This is a genomic window from Streptomyces sp. VNUA24 (assembly GCF_029167005.1).
GTDB lineage: Bacteria > Actinomycetota > Actinomycetes > Streptomycetales > Streptomycetaceae > Streptomyces > Streptomyces scabiei.
Map to the genome: position 1 here is coordinate 3,706,307 of NZ_CP119143.1, position 18,230 is coordinate 3,724,536.

17 protein-coding genes are annotated in these 18,230 nt (G+C 70.8%); 2 read left to right on the forward strand and 15 right to left on the reverse strand.

The window, feature by feature from the left end:
* Nucleotides 1–2 precede the first annotated feature (2 nt).
* From lepB (PYR72_RS15395) to proS, 10 genes are all read right to left on the reverse strand, one after another.
* Nucleotides 3–893: a signal peptidase I gene (lepB, locus tag PYR72_RS15395; RefSeq protein ID WP_275455888.1), complete on the reverse strand. Its 891-nt coding sequence runs from the start codon at nt 891–893 to the stop codon at nt 3–5.
* Entirely contained in the window at nt 859–1,989 is a 1,131-nt protein-coding gene (gene lepB, locus PYR72_RS15400) for a signal peptidase I (protein WP_275455889.1), read from the reverse strand. The genes lepB (PYR72_RS15395) and lepB (PYR72_RS15400) overlap by 35 nt, the downstream gene beginning before the upstream one ends.
* Entirely contained in the window at nt 1,982–2,710 is a 729-nt protein-coding gene (gene lepB / locus PYR72_RS15405) for a signal peptidase I (protein WP_275455890.1), read from the reverse strand. Before lepB (PYR72_RS15405) ends, lepB (PYR72_RS15400) begins: the two co-directional genes overlap by 8 nt.
* Nucleotides 2,711–2,767: 57 nt before the next feature.
* On the reverse strand, nt 2,768–3,118 hold the full coding sequence (gene rplS, locus PYR72_RS15410) for a 50S ribosomal protein L19 (protein ID WP_013000407.1): 351 nt from the start codon (nt 3,116–3,118) through the stop codon (nt 2,768–2,770).
* Between the two features lie 133 nt (nt 3,119–3,251).
* Complete coding sequence (gene trmD, locus PYR72_RS15415) at nt 3,252–4,085, reverse strand: tRNA (guanosine(37)-N1)-methyltransferase TrmD (protein ID WP_275455891.1); 834 nt, start codon at nt 4,083–4,085, stop codon at nt 3,252–3,254.
* Nucleotides 4,085–4,672 carry a ribosome maturation factor RimM gene (gene rimM / locus PYR72_RS15420; RefSeq protein ID WP_275455892.1) on the reverse strand — a complete coding sequence of 196 codons (588 nt, stop codon included), beginning with the start codon at nt 4,670–4,672 and terminating at the stop codon, nt 4,085–4,087. The genes trmD and rimM overlap by 1 nt, the downstream gene beginning before the upstream one ends.
* Nucleotides 4,673–4,764: 92 nt before the next feature.
* Nucleotides 4,765–5,004 (reverse strand): RNA-binding protein, encoded by a 240-nt coding sequence (locus tag PYR72_RS15425; protein WP_033526925.1) that lies wholly within the window; start codon nt 5,002–5,004, stop codon nt 4,765–4,767.
* A 2-nt stretch (nt 5,005–5,006) separates the two neighbouring features.
* Nucleotides 5,007–5,426 (reverse strand): 30S ribosomal protein S16, encoded by a 420-nt coding sequence (gene rpsP, locus PYR72_RS15430; protein ID WP_275455893.1) that lies wholly within the window; start codon nt 5,424–5,426, stop codon nt 5,007–5,009.
* A 380-nt stretch (nt 5,427–5,806) separates the two neighbouring features.
* On the reverse strand, nt 5,807–6,403 hold the full coding sequence (locus PYR72_RS15435) for a hypothetical protein (protein WP_013000412.1): 597 nt from the start codon (nt 6,401–6,403) through the stop codon (nt 5,807–5,809).
* Between the two features lie 260 nt (nt 6,404–6,663).
* Nucleotides 6,664–8,079 carry a proline--tRNA ligase gene (gene proS, locus PYR72_RS15440; protein WP_275455894.1) on the reverse strand — a complete coding sequence of 472 codons (1,416 nt, stop codon included), beginning with the start codon at nt 8,077–8,079 and terminating at the stop codon, nt 6,664–6,666.
* 305 nt (nt 8,080–8,384) lie between these two features.
* On the opposite strand from proS, the gene PYR72_RS15445 reads away from it, so the two are divergent.
* Entirely contained in the window at nt 8,385–9,140 is a 756-nt protein-coding gene (locus PYR72_RS15445; protein WP_275455895.1) for an SAM-dependent methyltransferase, read from the forward strand.
* A gap of 276 nt (nt 9,141–9,416) precedes the next feature.
* On the opposite strand, the gene ffh is transcribed toward PYR72_RS15445, so the two are convergent.
* From ffh to PYR72_RS15470, 5 genes are all read right to left on the reverse strand, one after another.
* Nucleotides 9,417–10,967, reverse strand: coding sequence for a signal recognition particle protein (gene ffh, locus PYR72_RS15450; RefSeq protein ID WP_059082598.1), 1,551 nt, complete (start codon nt 10,965–10,967; stop codon nt 9,417–9,419).
* A 158-nt stretch (nt 10,968–11,125) separates the two neighbouring features.
* Nucleotides 11,126–13,576 carry a [protein-PII] uridylyltransferase gene (locus PYR72_RS15455; protein WP_275455896.1) on the reverse strand — a complete coding sequence of 817 codons (2,451 nt, stop codon included), beginning with the start codon at nt 13,574–13,576 and terminating at the stop codon, nt 11,126–11,128.
* Between the two features lie 26 nt (nt 13,577–13,602).
* Nucleotides 13,603–13,941: a P-II family nitrogen regulator gene (locus PYR72_RS15460; protein ID WP_003997576.1), complete on the reverse strand. Its 339-nt coding sequence runs from the start codon at nt 13,939–13,941 to the stop codon at nt 13,603–13,605.
* Nucleotides 13,938–15,230 carry an ammonium transporter gene (locus PYR72_RS15465; RefSeq protein ID WP_275455897.1) on the reverse strand — a complete coding sequence of 431 codons (1,293 nt, stop codon included), beginning with the start codon at nt 15,228–15,230 and terminating at the stop codon, nt 13,938–13,940. Before PYR72_RS15465 ends, PYR72_RS15460 begins: the two co-directional genes overlap by 4 nt.
* A gap of 383 nt (nt 15,231–15,613) precedes the next feature.
* Nucleotides 15,614–17,089 carry a hypothetical protein gene (locus tag PYR72_RS15470; protein ID WP_275455898.1) on the reverse strand — a complete coding sequence of 492 codons (1,476 nt, stop codon included), beginning with the start codon at nt 17,087–17,089 and terminating at the stop codon, nt 15,614–15,616.
* 426 nt (nt 17,090–17,515) lie between these two features.
* Between PYR72_RS15470 and PYR72_RS15475 the strand changes: the two genes are divergently transcribed.
* Nucleotides 17,516–18,172: a bifunctional DNA primase/polymerase gene (locus PYR72_RS15475; RefSeq protein WP_275455899.1), complete on the forward strand. Its 657-nt coding sequence runs from the start codon at nt 17,516–17,518 to the stop codon at nt 18,170–18,172.
* Nucleotides 18,173–18,230 lie beyond the last annotated feature (58 nt).

Here is an 18,230-nt window from a genome sequence, read left to right on the forward strand (position 1 = left end):
CCCTACCCGGCGGTACCCCTGCCGGTAACCCTCGGGCTTTCGGCGGCCGACAGGCGGCGCCGACGCCACAGCACCAGCGGCACCGCGCCCGCGAGGCCGAGCGCGCCGGGAGCGGCGGCGCTCAGGTTCTGGTCGAACGTGTCGGGGATCGGCAGCGTGGACCAGCGGGTGGGCGGCCACGCGACCACGATGGCGCGGCCCACGACCTGGCTCACGGGGACCATGCCCTTGTTGCTGTCGTTCTGGTGGTAACGGGAGTCCAGCGAGTTCTGCCGGTGGTCACCCATGACCCAGATTTTGCCCTCGGGTACCTTCACCTTGAACTGGCCGCCGGTGTCGTCGACCGTGCACGGGGTGTTGCCCGGGTACACGTACGGCTCGTTGAGCGCCTTGCCGTTGACCTTGAGCGGGCCCGTGCCGTTGCACTCGACCGTGTCGCCGGCGACGCCGATGACCCGCTTGATGAGGTCCTTCTCCTCGGCGGACGGCATCAGGCCGATCCAGCCGAGGACGCGCTGCACGGCGTTGGGCTCCAGGGTGGGCTCGCCGTTCAGCCAGCCGTCCGGGTCGTGGAAGACGACGACCTCGCCCCGCTCGGGCTCGGAGCCGAACCACGGGGTGAGCTTGTCGACCAGGACCCGGTCGCCCTCCTGCAGCGTGTTCTGCATCGAGTCGGACGGGATGGAGAACGCCTGCACCAGGAAGGTCTTGATCAGCAGGGCGAGCACCAGGGCGATGCCGACCAGGATCGGCAGCTCCTTCCAGAAGGAACGCTGCTTCTTCCTGGGCCTCGTCTGCTGGTCCCCGTCGTCGGCCGAGGTGCGGGCGTCCTCGCCGCCGTCCGCCGCGCCCGGGGAGTCATTCCCGGAATCGGCGGAACCCTCGGAATTCACGGTGCCCTCCACGTTCTCCGCGGCCGGGGAAGCCGCCTCGTCGGATCGCTCCGGCCGATCTTCGGAACCACCGTGTCCGGACCGTGCGCCGACCGCCAAATCCCCCACATCCACTCCTCACTCCGTACCGCCGCCCGCGCCACAGCCGGTGCAGGCCCACCACTCCCATAACGAGCGGGAGTTCCGCAGGGGTCGGGAGAGGGATCGATCCGTTTCGATCCGCGGACGCCACCCTATGCGAAGGGCCGAGGGCGGTGGTCGACGCGCCCGGCACGGCCGAGAACGTGTCCGGCTCCTCCAACTGGCCCCAGTGGCCCACCGGCCAGGCGATGACCACGGCACGGCCCACGACGGCGTCCTGGGGGACCGTACCGCCGAACTGCGCCGTTTTCGAATTGTCGTTCTGATGGGCGCGCGAGTCCGCGGAGTTCTCCCGGTGGTCGCCCATCACCCACAGGCGGCCCTGGGGCACGGTGACCTGGAACTGCTGCGTCGAGGGCTGGTTGCCGGGGTGGATGTACGCCGTCTCGTCCAGCGGCATGCCGTTGACGGTGACGCGCCCCTGGGTGTCGCAGCACTTGACGGTGTCGCCGCCGACCGCGACGACCCGCTTGATCAGGTCCTGTTCGTCGTCGGACGGAAGGAGGCCGATGAACTGCAGGCCCTCCTTTATCTGTTTGATGACGACGGGGTCCTCGCCGGCGGCCGTCGTCTGCTCGCCCTCCAGCCAGCCGCCCGGGTCCTTGAAGACGACGACGTCTCCGCGGGTGGGCTCGGAGCCGAACCAGGGCGTGAGCTTGTCGACCAGGACGCGGTCGCCGATCTGGATCGTCTGCTCCATGGAGCCCGACGGGATCACGAACGCCTGGACGAGGAAGGTCTTGAGGACCAGGGCTATGAGGACGGCGACTCCGACGAGGAGCGGGATCTCCTTGACCGCGGAACGGCGCCTGCGCCGCTTGATCCGGCGGGCGAGTCTGCGCCGTTCGACCCGGCTCGGCCGGGCGGCCCCGCCGGACCGCCGCAGACCGGTGGGCAGCAGGTTCTCGGCGGCGGTGGTGGGAGCGGCACCGCGCGGCCTGCCGCGGTTACCCATGCGCACCGCCGGCGGCCGGGACCCGGGCGTAGGCGTCCGGACGGTCCAGACGCGCCCAGTGGCCCGCGGGCCAGGCGATCCAGTCGGCCCTGCCGATCACGGAGCCGAGGGGGACCATGCCGCCGCCGGGCGCCCCCAGACGGTCGCGGGAGTCACTGGAGTCACTGCGGTGGTCGCCGAGGAGGAACAGTCTGCCCTCGGGGACGACCACGTCGAAGGGCACGTTCGACGGACTGTCGCCCGGGTACAGAAACGACGACTCGTCGACCCACCGGCCGTTCACCTCAAGCCTCCCCTCCTGGTCGCAGCAGACCACCCGGTCTCCCCCCACGCCGACAACGCGCTTGACGTAGTCGGCGTTCCCGAAATAGCCGGTGCCGTCGAACACGACGACGTCACCGCGCTGCGGATCAGATCCGAAACGGTACGCCAACTTATTTACGAGAACGCGGTCCCCGATCCTCAATGAGTCGGCCATGGAGCTGCTGGGAATCTGGAACGGCTGCATCACGAAGTTGCTGAACAGCGCCAGAAAAAGCAGGCAGATCAGCACGGTCAGGGTGTATCCACCACCGGGTACCCACGCGGTGGCCCGGTCCACCCACGCGAAACGCGACCGCTCCGCACGCCCTCCTGTGCCGGAGATCTCCTCGGAGACCTCGTCGCCGGAAGGGCGAGGGGAACGGTCGCGCTCCATGTGCTGCCGTGCTTCGGTGTCCATCGGGGCCAGATCGTATCCGGCCCCGCTGTGACGACCTTGTGTGACTCGTGCGCGCGATCAGTTGTCGCGCTTCTCCTTGATCTTCGCGGCCTTGCCGCGCAGCTCGCGCAGGTAGTACAGCTTCGCGCGACGCACGTCACCGCGGGTGACGAGCTCGATCTTCTCGACGATCGGGGTGTGCACCGGGAAGGTGCGCTCGACGCCGACGGAGAACGAGACCTTGCGGACCGTGAAGGTCTCGCGGACACCGGCGCCCTGGCGACGGATCACCACGCCCTTGAACTGCTGCACACGGGAGCGGTTGCCCTCGATGACGCGCACGTGGACGTTGACGGTGTCACCCGGGCGGAAGGCCGGGATGTCGCTGCGCAGCGACGCGGAGTCGACGGAGTCGAGCAGGTGAGACATTTCGTCTGCTTTCTTCGCCCATGCCACAGGTCATAGGCGGGAGCTAGGTTTTCGTGAGGATGCTGTCCGTGTCGGGGCGGGCGTCGTGTCCCCCTGCGGCAGGGGCGCGCGCCGGACGACGCACAACAGCGGCCTATTCTTCCACGTCGTCGGGCCGCCGCCAAAATCGGCCGTGCGGCTCCCCCGCCGGATCCGGGGCCCAGCCCAGGATGGAGAGCATCTCGCGGTCCTTCTTGTCGAAGGCCTTGGGGTCGCAACGCTCGATCAGGTCGGGCCGGTTGGCCGCCGTGCGCTTCAGGGCCTCGTCGCGCCGCCAGCGCGCGATCTTGCCGTGGTGGCCGCTGAGCAGCACCTCGGGGATGTCGCGGCCGCGCCACTCGGGGGGCTTGGTGTAGACCGGGCCCTCCAGGAGGTTGGCCATGGCGCCGGGCGCGAAGGAGTCGTCCCGGTGGGACTCGGCGTTGCCGAGGACACCGGGCAGCAGCCGTGCCACGGCCTCGGTGACGACCAGCACGGCCGCTTCGCCGCCGGCGAGCACGTAGTCGCCGATGGACACCTCGTACACGGGCATCCGGGTCGCGTACTCGTCGATCACACGCCGGTCGATGCCCTCGTAGCGCGCCGGCGTGAAGACCAGCCAGGGGCGCTCGGAGAGTTCGACGGCGAGCGTCTGATCGAACGGGCGTCCGCTCGGGGTGGGGACGATGAGCGCGGGCCGACGGGCCCCGGCCTCGTAGCCGTCGGCGAGGACCGCGTCCAGCGCCTCGCCCCAGGGGTCGGTCTTCATGACCATGCCGGGGCCGCCGCCGTAGGGGGTGTCGTCGACCGTGTTGTGCCGGTCGTACGTCCATTCCCGCAGGTCGTGGACGTGCACATCGAGCTGTCCGCGCGCGCGTGCCTTGCCGACGAGGGAGACGTTCAGGGGGTCGAGGTACCCGGGGAAGATCGTGACGACGTCGAGGCGCATCAGACCTCGTCCCCGGCCGGTCCGGCGGCGTCCGTGGTGGACTCCTCGGCGGCGTCCCGGGCCGACGCGATCTCCGCCCGGTCGTCGATCAGTCCCGGCGGCGGGTCGATGACCGCCCGCTGTTCGGTCAGGTCGATCTCGGTGACGATGCTCTCCACGAAGGGGATCATGACCTCGCTGCCGTCCGGCCGTTCGACGATGAAGAGGTCCTGGGAGGGCAGGTGCGAGATCTCCGTGATCCGGCCGACCTGGACCCCGTCCCGGGTGACCACGTCCAGGTCCATCAGCTGGTGGTCGTAGTACTCGTCCTCTTCCTCGGGCAGCTCCTCCGGGTCCACCTCCGCGATCAGCAGGGTGTTGCGGAGGGCCTCGGCGGCGTTGCGGTCGCGGACGCCCTCGAAGCGCAGAAGCAGCCGGCCGCTGTGGACCCGGCCGGTCTCGATGGTGAGCGGGCCCGTCGAGGCGGGGTCCGTGAGCAGGACGGCGCCGGGGCCGAGCCGGAGTTCCGGCTCGTCGGTGCGGACCTCGACGGTGACCTCGCCCTTGATGCCGTGGGCGCGGCCGATCCGTGCGACTACGAGCTGCACTGTGCTTGATCTCCTGTCATACGACTCATACGACTACGGGCCGGGGACGGCCCAGTGGCCTTCCCCGGCCCGAGCCGGTGCTGCGAATGACGTCAGCGGACGTGATCCACGTCGACCAGGTCGACACGGACACCGCGGCCGCCGATGGCACCCACGACGGTACGCAGGGCGCGGGCGGTACGGCCGTTACGGCCGATCACCTTGCCGAGGTCGTCGGGGTGGACCCGGACCTCGAGTACGCGCCCGCGGCGCAGGTTGCGGGAAGCGACCTGCACGTCGTCGGGGTAGTCGACGATGCCCTTGACGAGGTGCTCGAGAGCCTCCTCGAGCATGCTCAGGCCTCGGTCGACTCGGACTCGGCCGCGGCCTCGTCCTTCTTCTCGGCCTTCTTCTTCTGGGTGATCGCCTCACCCTTGCCCTCGTCGTCGCCGCCCAGGGCCTCGAACGACGGGCGCGCGGACTTCGGCTGAGCCACGAGGAGCGGCGCCGGAGCGGGCTCGCCCTTGAACTTCTGCCAGTCGCCGGTCTTCTTCAGGATGGCGAGCACGGGCTCGGTCGGCTGCGCGCCGACACCCAGCCAGTACGCGGCGCGCTCGGCGTCCACCTCGATGACCGACGGGTTGTACGTCGGGTGGTACTTGCCGATCTCCTCGATCGCACGGCCGTCACGGCGCGTGCGGGAGTCGGCGACGACGATGCGGTAGTGAGGCGAACGGATCTTGCCCAGACGCTTCAGCTTGATCTTGACTGCCACGGGAGTGGGTTCTCCTGGATTTGACGTGAATTGGGCACGGCGAGAAAAGCCGCGTGGGGTTGCGGTACCCGAGTGCCCGATGGACGCGTCAGCCGGAGGAGAGAGGGGTCCTGTGCGACTGTCGAGTACAGCTAGCCATTGTGCCACACGCTGCGGCTCGCCTCCGACCCGGCCTGCGTGAACCCATGCCGAAGCGGCACCCGGCACCCGGGGGCTTTCGCCCACCGCTGCTCACCGGGTGCCGCCCGCGTCCGCCGTTCCCCGTCGCCCCGGCGGCACGACTGCCCTCGGCGAGGGCGAACCCGTCGACCACGAACCGGTTACGGCTGCCACGAGCAGCCGTGCGTGCCGGCTCGCCGTCTTCTCGGCTCGCCCCCGCCTCACGCCGCGCCCATGACCTCCGGGATCCGGAAGGGCTTGCCGCAGCCGCCGCAGACGATGGGGGCCTGGGCGAGGACGGACGGGACGACCCGGACGTTGCGGCCGCAGTCGCAGACGGCCTTGACGCGGACGCCGCCGCCGGAGGAGCCGTGCCGGGCCGCCGGGCCCCGGAAGCTGCGGGCCGTGTCCGCGGAGGTCGCCGCGGTGTGCGCCTTGAGAGCGCGCTGCAGTCTCTCGATGGTCGGGCGGTAGCGACGCTTGGCCTCGGGATTGAGCGTGACCAGCGAGAAACCGCTGCTGGGGTGAGGTTCCTCCGGGTGGTCGAGGCCGAGTTCCTCGGCGATCGCGAGGAATCTGCGGTTGTGGTAGCGACCGGCCCGGGAGGTGTCGCGGACTCCGCGGGCGGCGGCGATGCCATGGACTGCCTCATGGAGCAGTCGCTCGAAGGAGAGTTCGTGCCCGCAGGCGGACGACGACTCCCCGATCAGGGACTCGGGAGCGGCAAGATCCGGCAGCTCGGGGTGGTGCCGTTGGATGTCGGCCCACGCCTGCGCCAGTTCTGCGGCGAGAACGGGTGGTGTCTGTGTCGTGCTCACGTAATGAGAACGAGCCTGAGTGCCCGTGTGTTCCGATTCCGGGCCATCCCAAATAATTTGCACGTACCCGTCAGTTGCCGCTAGTGCGTCCTGACGAGGGCGGGTGCGCTGATCTGCGGAGAAGCCTCGCAGCCCGCCACAAGGCGGTACGTAGTAACACGTACGCCCCGGCGCGTAGACAAGGTCCGCGCGCCGGGGCGACTGTGATCCTCGGATGCGCAAGGGACCTTTCGGTCGCGCTCCCGGCGGAACGGGGTGCTCTAGTAAGCGCGCGCCACGACCGCGACGTTACCGGGTGCGTCGTAGGAGTCGGGCACCGACCCGTCCTCGCCGACCAGACACCGTACGGTCACCGCGTGCTCGCCGAGCCGGGCCTCGCCCTCCTCCCCCAGCGTCGACCAGGGGATACGCGCCCAGCCGCCGGCCGCGGCGGCCTCGATCGCCTCCTCGGCCGTCGACACCTCGCTCGTCCGGGACTCGCGGCGCTCGCGGGACTGCCTCAGCAGGAGCGCCTGGTCCTCCTCCAGCAGCGCGGGCAGCCGGGCCACGAGGGCGTCGAGCGCGACGGGTTCCTTGCCGCCGGGGATGCGGCGGACCAGCATCGCGGTGCCGTTCTCCAGGTCACGGGGGCCGACCTCGACACGTACGGGGACGCCCTTGAGTTCCCAGTCGACGGCCCGGCGGCCGAACGGGACGTCCGTGCGGTCGTCGACCCGGACCCGGACGCCCGCGGCCTTCAGCCGGTCGCCCAGTTCGCGGACCTTGGCCAGAACCGCCTCGTCGTCCTTGATCGCGACGACCACCACCTGGATCTGGGCCAGCCGGGGCGGGACCCTCAGCCCGTGGTCGTCGCCGTGCATCATCACCAGGGCCCCGATCATGCGGGTGGTGGAGCCCCAGGAGGTCTGCCAGACGAGTTCCTGACTGCCGTCCTTCGACAGGTACCGGGTGTTGAAGGCCCTCGCGAAGTTCTGCCCCAGTTCGTGGCTGGTGGCCATCTGGAGGGCCTTGCCGTCGCCCATCATGCCTTCGAGGGTGAGGGTGTTGAGGGCGCCCGCGAAGCGCTCCTTCACGGTCTTGCGGCCGGGGACGACGTCCATCGCGAGGACGTTCACCATGAAGTCCTCGTAGACCTGCCGGTGGATGTGCGCGGCGAAGTCGCGCGCCTCCTCGTAGGTGGCGTGCGCCGTGTGGCCCTCCTGCCACAGGAACTCGGAGGTGCGCAGGAACAGCCGGGGGCGCAGTTCCCAGCGGACCACGTTCGCCCACTGGTTGATCAGCAGCGGCAGATCGCGGTAGCTCTGCACCCACTTCGAGAAGGAGGCGTTGATGATCATCTCGGAGGTGGGGCGGACGACGGCGGGCTCCTCCAGATCCTTGCCGCCACCGTGCGTCACCACGGCCAGCTCGGGCGCGAAGCCCTCGACGTGCTCCGCTTCGCGTGCCAGGTAGGACTGCGGGATCAGGAGGGGGAAGTACGCGTTCTGCGTACCCGTCTCCTTGATCCGGGCGTCCATCTCCTGCTGCATCCGCTCCCACAGTCCGTACCCGTACGGTCGGATCACCATGGTGCCGCGCACCGGGCCGTTGTCGGCCAGCTCGGCCTTGGTGATCAGATCCTGGTACCAGCGGGGGAAGTCGTCCGCTCTGGGGGTGAGTACGGGTGCCTTGGCCATGGCGCGATAGTACGGGGGCATATTGCGGCGATGTGAATTCTTTTCGCCGGGCGTGACAGTCCGCGAAACCGATGTCCGAGACCCCTGGACGACGCGCCGGACGCGGAGTTACCTGGCATACGGGGGTGTGCCGGCGCGCGCACTGCCACGGGGGCCAGGAAATCCGGCAACGGCAACTCACGGCGGATTGGGGCGCTTTCGATATGACACCTACGCTCGTGCGGCAGCAACTGCCTCGCGCGGGGGCCTTATCCCGCGTGGACCGGTGTGCACGCGCGCGTGACTGGGCCGAGATCCAGGAACGGATGCTGGTACCGCTGTACGAGGCCGTCCACCGGCGGCTCGACGTGGGCACCGGCACGCGACTGCTCGGGCTCGGCTGCGGCTCGGGGCTCGCGCTGCTGATGGCGGCCTCGCGGGGCGCCACGGTCACCGGCGTGGACCCGGGGGAGCCCGAGAGAACGGCACTGGCGCGGGAGCGGCTGCGGCCGGAGGCGTGGGGCACGCCCACGCGCGCCCGCGCCCGAATCGTCGAAGGGGCTCCCGCGGACGCGCGCGCCCCCGGCGACCCGCTGTACAACCTGGTGACCGCCTTCGAGCCGATCGGCTGTCTGGACGGGGACTCCGAGGGCCTCGGCGACCTGCTCGCCGCGGCCACCCCGCTCGCGGAACGCGGCACCCCCGTGGTCCTCGTCGGCTGGGGCCCGCCCGAGCGCTGCGCCACGTCCGCCGTGCTCCGCGTGGCCGCGAAGCTGGCCGACCCCCTGCGCGGCGCGGGCAGCTGGCGCCCGTCGCTCAGGGACGACCTGGAGGACGTGGCCCAGAGCGCCGGGCTCCGGCCGGACGGCTCCGGACGCGTGGCCTGCCCCTTCGGGTACGCCAACGTGGACAACGCGGTCCGGGGGCTGCTGTCGACCGGACTGTTCGACGCGGCGATCCGGGCCACCGATCAGGTGCAGGTGGACAAGGAACTCACCGAGGCCCTGCACCCGCACCGCCGCCGGGACGGCACGGTGTGGATGCCGAACGTGTTCCGCTACCTGATCGCGCGGACGCCCTGAGCCAGGGGGAAGACCTGGGAAGGTCTTCGAGGCATCGTCCGACTTGGGTGTGAGGGGTGTGAAGAAAGCGGGTCGGTAGCGCATCGGCCTTGGCCAAGTGCCGCACCGCACCCATAGCCTGGCGCATCGTCCAGGGGAACAACACATCCGCGTACGGGGGTTGCCACCGAGAAGCACCACGAGCGACACCACACCACGCCGTTCACGCACGGCATCCGGCGCCGCGCGCCCGGCCACACCCCCCGGCCGGCACGCGGCGTCCGCCATGTGGGGCTGTCAGCCCATGAACTTCTTGAACTCGTCCGGCAGCTCGAAGTCCTGAGGAGCCTGCTGGCCCGGCAGCCCGAGGGCGCCGCCCTGCGCGGCGGCGGCCCGGCGGGCGGCCTCCTCCTGCTCCTGCTGCTTGCGCTTCATCGGGTTGCCGGAGCGCTGCTTGCCCTTGGCCTGCTTGGGCTGCTTCTTGGTCCGGCCGGGGCCGCCACCCATGCCCGGCATGCCCGGCATCCCGGGCATGCCGCCGCCCTGGGCCATGCGGGACATCATCTTGCGGGCCTCGAAGAACCGCTCCACGAGGTTCTTCACCGCGCTGACCTCGACGCCGGAACCCTTGGCGATACGGGCGCGGCGCGAGCCGTTGATGATCGTCGGCTCCTGGCGCTCGGCCGGGGTCATCGACTTGATGATCGCGGCCGTGCGGTCGACGTCGCGCTCGTCGATGTTGTTGATCTGGTCCTTGATCTGCCCCATGCCGGGCAGCATGCCGAGCAGCTTGCTGATGCTGCCCATCTTCCTGACCTGCTCCATCTGGGCCAGGAAGTCGTCGAGCGTGAAGTCCTGCCCCTTCTTGGACGCCAGCTTGGAGGCCATTTTGGCGGCCTCTTCCTGGCTGAAGGTCTTCTCCGCCTGCTCGATCAGGGTGAGCAGGTCACCCATGTCGAGGATGCGGGAGGCCATCCGGTCGGGGTGGAACGCGTCGAACTCGTCGAGCTTCTCGCCGTTCGACGCGAACATGATCGGCTTGCCGGTGACCGAGGCGATCGACAGGGCGGCACCACCGCGGGCGTCACCGTCGAGCTTGGAGAGGACCACGCCGTCGAAGCCGACGCCGTCCCGGAACGCCTCCGCCGTGTTGACGGCGTCCTGGCCGATCATCGCGTCGACGACGAAGAGGATCTCGTCCGGGGAGACCGCGTCCCGGATGTCGGCGGCCTGCTGCATCATCTCCTGGTCGATGCCCAGGCGGCCCGCGGTGTCGACGACCACGATGTCGTGGACCTTCGACTTCGCGAACTCGATGGAGTCCTTGGCGACCTTGACCGGGTCGCCCACGCCGTTGCCCGGCTCGGGGGCGTAGACCGCCACCCCGGCGCGCTCGGCGACGACACTGAGCTGGTTCACCGCGTTCGGGCGCTGGAGGTCGCAGGCGACGAGCAGCGGCGAGTGGCCCTGCTCCTTCAGCCAGCGGCCCAGCTTGCCCGCGAGAGTCGTCTTACCCGCACCCTGGAGACCCGCGAGCATGATCACGGTCGGCGGGTTCTTGGCGAACCGCAGACGGCGGGTCTCGCCGCCGAGGATCCCGACCAGTTCCTCGTTGACGATCTTGAGGACCTGCTGGGCCGGGTTGAGCGCCTTGGAGACGTCGGAACCGAGTGCCCTCTCCTTGACGTTCTTGATGAACGCCCGGACGACGGGCAGCGCGACGTCCGCTTCGAGGAGCGCGATACGGATTTCGCGGGCCGTGGCGTCGATGTCCGCCTCGGACAGGCGCCCCTTGCCGCGCAGGTTCTTGAACGTCGCTGAGAGGCGATCGGAGAGCGTATCGAACACGGCGGTGTCGGTCCTCGGAGTCGGGGGCGGGTGGGCTGCCCTCCAGGGTATCCGGCCGGGTGTGGTCGGGTCTCCACCCCTGTGGACAGATCGGGGCAGTCGTGGGCGCGGCGGGCCCGGCACGGGTACGAGGCCGCGGGGCCCCGTACCCGTCGCTGTCAGCCGCGCAGCGTCTCCTCCAGTTTGCGGGCCACCGAAGCCGCCTCGTCACCCGGCAGCGGCGCCCCGTCCGTCCCGGTCACGTAGAAGGCGTCCACGGCGTTGGCGCCCAGCGTGCTGACGTGCGCGCTGCGCACCCGCAGGTGCGCGTCCTCCAGGGCGCGCCCGATCCGGTGCAGCAGTCCGGGGGCGTCCTGGGCGCGGACCTCGATGACCGTGGCGTGCCGGGAGGCCGCCGCGGCCACCGTGACGCGCGGCGGCGGTGCGACCACGCCCCGCCGCCGGGGATAGGCCGCGTCCCGCTCGGCGAGCCGCCCGGCGATGTCCAGCGACCCGTCCAGAGCGCGCACGAGGTCCGCGCGGAGCCGGGCGGCCTGGGGCAGCGAGCCGTACTCGGCGGCCACCCGCCAGTTCAGCAGCAGCACCGAGCCCTCGACACCGTCGGGGAGGTCGAAGGTCCCGAGTTCGGCCGTGCGTACGGTCAGCCGGTGCATGGCGAGCACGCCGGCGACCGCGGGCAGGACGCCCGCCTGGTCGGGGACGGCGATGAGGAGTTCCACGCCGAGCGGCTCGGGGTCGGCCTTCTCGTCCTTGTCCCCGGTGGGGGCCTCCGTCTGGGCGCGCAGCGACAGCACCGGCCCGCCGGTGCGGAACGCCTCGATGGCGAGCCGCTCCTGCTCGGCGCTGGTCTCGCCGGGCTCCGGCTCCTGCGGGGCGTCCCCGGCGAACAGCGCGTCGACCCGCTGCACCAGCTCGGACACGAGCGAGGCACGCCACGACGACCAGGCGGCGGGCCCGGTGGCCAGCGCGTCCGACTCGGTCAGCGCGTGCAGCAGTTCGAGCGTTCCGGGCGATCCGACGGCGTCGGCCACGGACCGGACGGTGGCCGGATCCTCCAGGTCGCGCCGCGTGGCGGTGTCGACGAGCAGCAGATGGTGGCGGACGAGGGTGGCGAGCACCGCCACGTCCTCCCGGTCGAAGCCGATCCTGGCCGCCACGTCCTTGGCGATGATCTCGCCGGCGACGGAGTGGTCGCCGGGCCAGCCCTTGCCGATGTCGTGCAGCAGCGCGGCGACGAGCAGGAGGTCGGGCCGGTGGACCCGGCGGGTCATCTCGGACGCCTGGACCGCGGTCTCGATGAGGTGCCGGTCGACGGTCCAGATGTGCACGGCGTTGCGCTGCGGCCGGCAGCGCACCCGCTCCCAGTCGGGCAGCAGGTGCGTGATGAGGCCCTCGGCCTCCAGCGCCTCCCAGACGTCGACGGTCGGGCGCCCGGAACCCAGCAGGGTGACGAGCTGCTCGCGTGCCTCGGCGGGCCAGGGCGTCGGCAGCGGCTTGGCGGCGGCCGCCAGGCGTCGTACGGCGTGCAGGGAGAGCGGCAGTCCGGCCTGGGCGGCCGCGGCGGCCGCGCGCAGGGGCAGCACGGGGTCCCGGTCGGGCTTGGCGGCCCGGGCGAGGACGACCTCGCCGTCCTGCTCGACGACGCCCTCGGCCAGCGGCGACCGCTCGGGGGCGGGCTTCCCGCCGCCCAGCATGGCGCGCAGCCGGGGCCGCACGGCGCGCGACCGCAGCACGCGCCCCACTTCACGCCAGGTCACATCACTGGCGTACGAGATCACACGGGCGGCCTCGTAGACCTGGCGCAGCAGGGTGTCGGCGTCCAGCAGTCCCAGCTCGGCGGCGACCTGGTCCTGCTCCTGGAGCGCGAGCCGGTCGGTCGCGCGCCCGGTGGTGAGGTGCAGCGCGTCCCGCACGTCGAGGAGGCGGCGACGGGCGTCCGCGAGCCCCTCGCGCGGGGCGTCGGCGAGCCAGGAGGCGGCGACGGCGCGCAGGGCGGTGGCGTCGCGCAACCCGCCGCGCGCCTCCTTGAGGTCGGGTTCCAGCAGGTACTGCAGCTCCCCCTGCCGCTCGGCCCGCTCGACGCACAGCTCCTGGAGTTCCGGGAGGCGTTTGGGGGCCTGGTTGCGCCAGTCGGCCAGGACGGTGGTCCGCAGCCCGGCGGTCAGGCCCAGGTCACCGGCGATGTGGCGGGCGTCCAGCAGCCCGAGCTGCACCTTAAGGTCCTCGCCGGCGGTCCTGCGGGCCTCGGCGGGGGTGCGCACGGAGTGGTCGAGGGCCAGCCCCAGGTCCCAGACGGGATACCAGATGCGGTCGGCCAGCGCGGCCACCGCCCGTTCGTCGGTCCCGTCGTGCAGGAGCAGCAGATCGAGATCGCTGCGGGGCGACAGCTCACCGCGCCCGTATCCGCCGACGGCCACGAGGGAGACCCCGCGCGACTCGGCGGCGCCCGCTCCGAAGAGGCCCGCGAGCCATTCGTCGGTCAGCTCGGCGAGCGCCGAACGGCGCGGCGGCCCGGACTGCGCCCCCTCCTGGAGGAGGCGCAGCCGGGCCGCCGCGTAGCCGCTGGGTCCCGAGTCCTCTGCATCCGTACGTACGTCCGTACTCGTCACCCAGCGACTCCTGTTCTTCTCTTCGGTCAGAGCGCGTCCGGGCCGCGCTCGCCGGTCCGGACCCGAACGGCCGTCTCGACCGGGAGGGACCAGACCTTGCCGTCACCGATCTTGCCGGTGCGGGCGGCCTTGACGATGACGTCGATCAGCTGCTCGGCGTCGTCGTCCTCGGCGAGCACCTCGATACGGATCTTGGGAACCAGATCCACCGTGTACTCGGCGCCGCGGTAGACCTCGGTGTGTCCCCGCTGCCGACCGTACCCACTGGCCTCGGTCACCGTAAGGCCGTGCACCCCGAAGGCCTGCAGGGCTTCCTTGATCTCGTCGAGCCGGTGCGGCTTGACGACGGCGGTGATCAGCTTCATGCCTCGACCTTCTTGCTCTGAGGGGCAGCGACGCTGCTCGTGGTGCTGGCGGAGATGTGCGAACCGGCGGCCGAGGAGAAGTCGTACGCGGTCTCGGCGTGCAGGGCCTGGTCGACACCGGTGATCTCGTCCTCCTCGGACGCCCGGAAGCCGATCGTCTTCTGGATGGCGAAGGCGATGAGCCAGGTCACCACGAAGGTGTAGCCCATGACCGAGAAGGCACCCGTGGCCTGCTTGCCGAACTGGTCGAGGCCGCCGATCCCGTCGGTGGCGAGGAAGCCGACCATCAGGGTGCCGAGGACACCGCCGACCAGGTGGACACCGACGACGTCGAGGGAGTCGTCGTAGCCGAGCTTGTACTTGAGGCTGACGGCCCAGGAGCAGACCGCGCCGGCGACGATGCCGATCAGGATGGCGCCGAAGGCGTTGACGTGACCACCGGAGGGGGTGATCGCGACGAGGCCGGCGACGGCGCCGGAGCAGGCACCGAGGGTGGTGAACGCGCCGTGGCGGATGCGCTCGTAGATCAGCCAGCCGATGATGGCCGCGGCGGTCGCGATCTGCGTGTTGATGGCCATGCGGGCGGTGGTGCCGTCGACACCGAGCCAGGAGCCGGCGTTGAAGCCGAACCAGCCGAACCACAGCAGGGCGGTGCCGATCAGGACCAGCGGCAGGCTGTGCGGCCGCATCGGGTCCTTCTTGAAGCCGATCCGCTTGCCGACGACGAGGACCGCGGCGAGCGCGCCGATACCGGCGTTGATGTGGACCGCGGTACCACCGGCGAAGTCGATGACGCCCATGTCGAAGAGCCAGCCGCCCGGCGCCCAGACCCAGTGCGCGACCGGGAAGTACGCGAGGGTGACCCAGAGGGCGACGAAGATCATCCAGGCGCTGAACTTGACGCGGTCGGCGAGCGCGCCGCTCATCAGGGCCGGGGTGATGACCGCGAACAGCATCTGGAACAGGATGAACGAGAACGCGGCGATCTGGTGCGGCTCGCCCTTGGCGTTGGTGACGAAGCTGTCCACCGTGCTGGTGACGTCGATGCCCTTGAGACCGATGGCGTCGAGGTTGCCGATGAAGTGGCCGACGTCACCGCTGAAGGCGAGCGAGTAGCCGTACAGCACCCACAGGATGCTGACGATACCCAGCGAAATGAAGGACATCATCAGCATGTTCAGCACGCTCTTGGCACGGACCATGCCGCCGTAGAAGAGCGCCAGGCCCGGCGTCATCACCATGACGAGCGCCGCACTGATCAATACGAATCCGGTATCTGTGCCGTTCAATGCCGGTATCTCCTCGTGGTCGGAACGGCCCGTGCGGATGCGGAAGCTGGGGAGCTATCGGGGAGGGCCGACTGTGCTGAGGAGACTGACGCAGCACCGTTTCGCCGGGAGTTTGGAAATGTTTCCCGGAGGTGACGAAGGCACCCATCACGTTACAGACAGGTGAAACGTGAATTCCGGAGGATGCATCCCGTCCGGGGCCCAGCCTCTGCGGGCCCCTCGGTGGATAACGGTTTCGTATCCGATGGAACTCCGGGCGGACCCGCCCCGAACGGACCGGCCACGGCAGACCATCCGATGACCTGGCATGGGGGAGCCGAGTCGGGCAGTAGGGATGGCCGGCCGCGGCCGGAGTACACGTGGGCCCGCGGAGGACGGGCCGGTCAGACCGCCTCGGCGGTCTCGGGGAGGTGGACGGCGAGCTGATCGGTGAGGTCGACGACCTCGGCGAGACCGCCGAAATCGCGGACGGCCGTGTCCACGGTCTTGCGGATACGGGTGTTGACGCGCTCGGAGCGCACCTTCTTCGCCGTCTCCATGGCCTGCTTGGCCAGGTCCGCGCCCTGCTCGGGCTCGCGCTGCAGCAGATGCACCGTGGCCATGCCGATGAGGTTCAGCGCGTACGAACGCTGGTGCTCGCTGTCCACGGCGAACAGCTCGACGGCCCGGCGCATCACGGGCTCGGCGAGGGAGGCGTAGGCGGGGCTGCGGCCGGCGACATAGGCGAGGTCCCGGTAGGAGTGGGAGTTCTCGCCGTGCAGTTCGGCCTCGTTGAAGAAGCGGATCCAGTCGGGGTCCGGGTCGTCCCACTCCTCGGCGTCGGCGAAGACGTCCTCGGCCATCCGCACGGCCCGCTTGCACTTGCCGGGCTGGCCCATGTTGGCGTAGGCGCGGGCCTCCATCGCATACAGCATCGACTGGGTCCGCGGGCTCGCGCAGTCCCGGCTGCCGTACTGGGCGAGGTGGATCAGTTCGAGGGCGTCGTCGGGGCGGCCGAGGTGGATCATCTGCCGGCTCATGCTGGACAGGATGTACGAGCCCAGCGGCTTGTCGCCCGCCTCCTTGGCCGCGTGGAGGGCGAGGACGAAGTACTTCTGCGCGGTGGGCTGGAGGCCGATGTCGTAGCTCATCCAGCCGGCCAGCTCGGCCAGCTCGGCGGCGACCTTGAACAGCCGCCGGGTGGTGGCCTCGGGCTGGGGCTCCTGGAGGAGGTCGGTCACCTCGTGCAGCTGGCCGACGACCGCCTTGCGGCGCAGACCGCCACCGCACTGGGCGTCCCACTGGCGGAACATCACGGTGGTGGATTCGAGGAGGTCCAGCTCCGGCTGGGAGAGCCGGCCGGCGCGGCGCGCGGCGGACGACGGCTCGGGTTCGGCGCGCGGGGCGGCGGGGGCGGGGACGAGCCAGCGCTGCATCGGCTCGATGAGGGCCGGGCCCGCGGAGAGGGCGAGCGAGCTGCCGAGGAAGCCGCGCCGCGCCAGCATCAGGTCGCTGCGCGAGAACTCGCTGATCAGCGCCACGGTCTGCGGGCCCGTCCAGGGCAGGTCGACCCCGGAGACGGAAGGGGACTGGTGCGCCGCGCGCAGTCCCAGGTCCTCCACGGCGACCACGCAGCCGAACCGCTCGGAGAACAGCTCGGACAGGATCCGCGGGATCGGCTCGCGGGGGTTCTCCCCGTCGAGCCAGCGCCGTACGCGCGAGGTGTCGGTGGAGATGTGGTTGGCGCCGAGCTGACGCGCCCGGCGGTTCACCTGTCGGGCCAGCTCGCCCTTGGACCAGCCGCTGCGTACGAACCACGAGCCCAGGAGTTCGTTCGGGCGCTTCTCAGCGTTCGTGCCGCTTCCGCCGTTGCCGCCCACTGGAACGCCCCCATCCCTGAAACCACTTGTGCGCTGTGTGCGCCAAGCCCTACCAGAATGCCGGTTACCACGCCGTACGTCCGACCCCCGTCACCCATCGAACGGAAAGACGACTTGCCTCCGGCATACCCACGAGCGCAGATGCCCTCGGTCGTCGTGCACTCAAAGTAATCCTACGATCACGCGTCCGGCCACGGCGATTCCGGAAACGCCACCATTCGCCACCCCTTCGAATGAACCTACGGTCGGCCGCACGCGATTGACTTGACATCAGACGGCCAGGAGTGGGCGGAGCGAAGCATTCAGGGGCGCGTGTCGTCGGACGCGCCACCGGGAGCGCCGAAGTGCGCCACCCAACCGGAAGCAGAGCGTCGCCTTCCGACTCCGTCGCGTAACCACCGGCGCGCTGGACCCGTTGGAGGGGGCATGGGCTTCACGATCGGCGGCATTCGGGAGATGCGATCCGGCACACGTCGGCGCGGCCGTTCCTCGGACTGCACGGCGGTGGCCGAGTTCACCGGCCTCTGGGGGTGGGACGTCGTCCCCGGCGCGCGGACGGCTTCCGGCGCGTGCTCGTGCGGCAGGACCACCTGTTCCGCGCCGGGCGCGCATCCCCTCGACTTCGCGCCTCCCGTGCGCGCCGGAGCGACGCTCGACGAGGTCACGGAGACCTGGGCCGAGTTCCCCGGCGCCGCCGTGATGCTGCCGGTGGGCCGCTCCTTCGACGTGATCGAGGTCGCCGAGACGGCGGGGCGGCACGCGCTCGTCCGACTCGAACGCATGGGCCTCCCGGTCGGCCCCGTGATCGTCACCCCCGAGGGCCGCGCCCACTTCCTCGTCGCCCCGGGGGGCGCCGCCGAGCTGCCCACCCTGCTCTACCGCATGGGCTGGGACGACCCGTCCGCCCTGGATCTGCGCGGCCTCGGCCCCGGCAGCCATGTCACGGCCCCGCCCTCCGACCGCGGCGGACTGGGCCCGGTCAGCTGGCTCCGCTCCCCCGACCTCGACTCGGCGACCAGGCCGCCGGCCGCGCGCCTGCTGCTGGGGACCCTGGCGTACGTGGCCCACCGGTCGCGGGCCTGACCCCGACCGGCCCCGCCCACACGGCGAAGCGCCCGTCCCCGGCCGCAGCTCGGGGGGC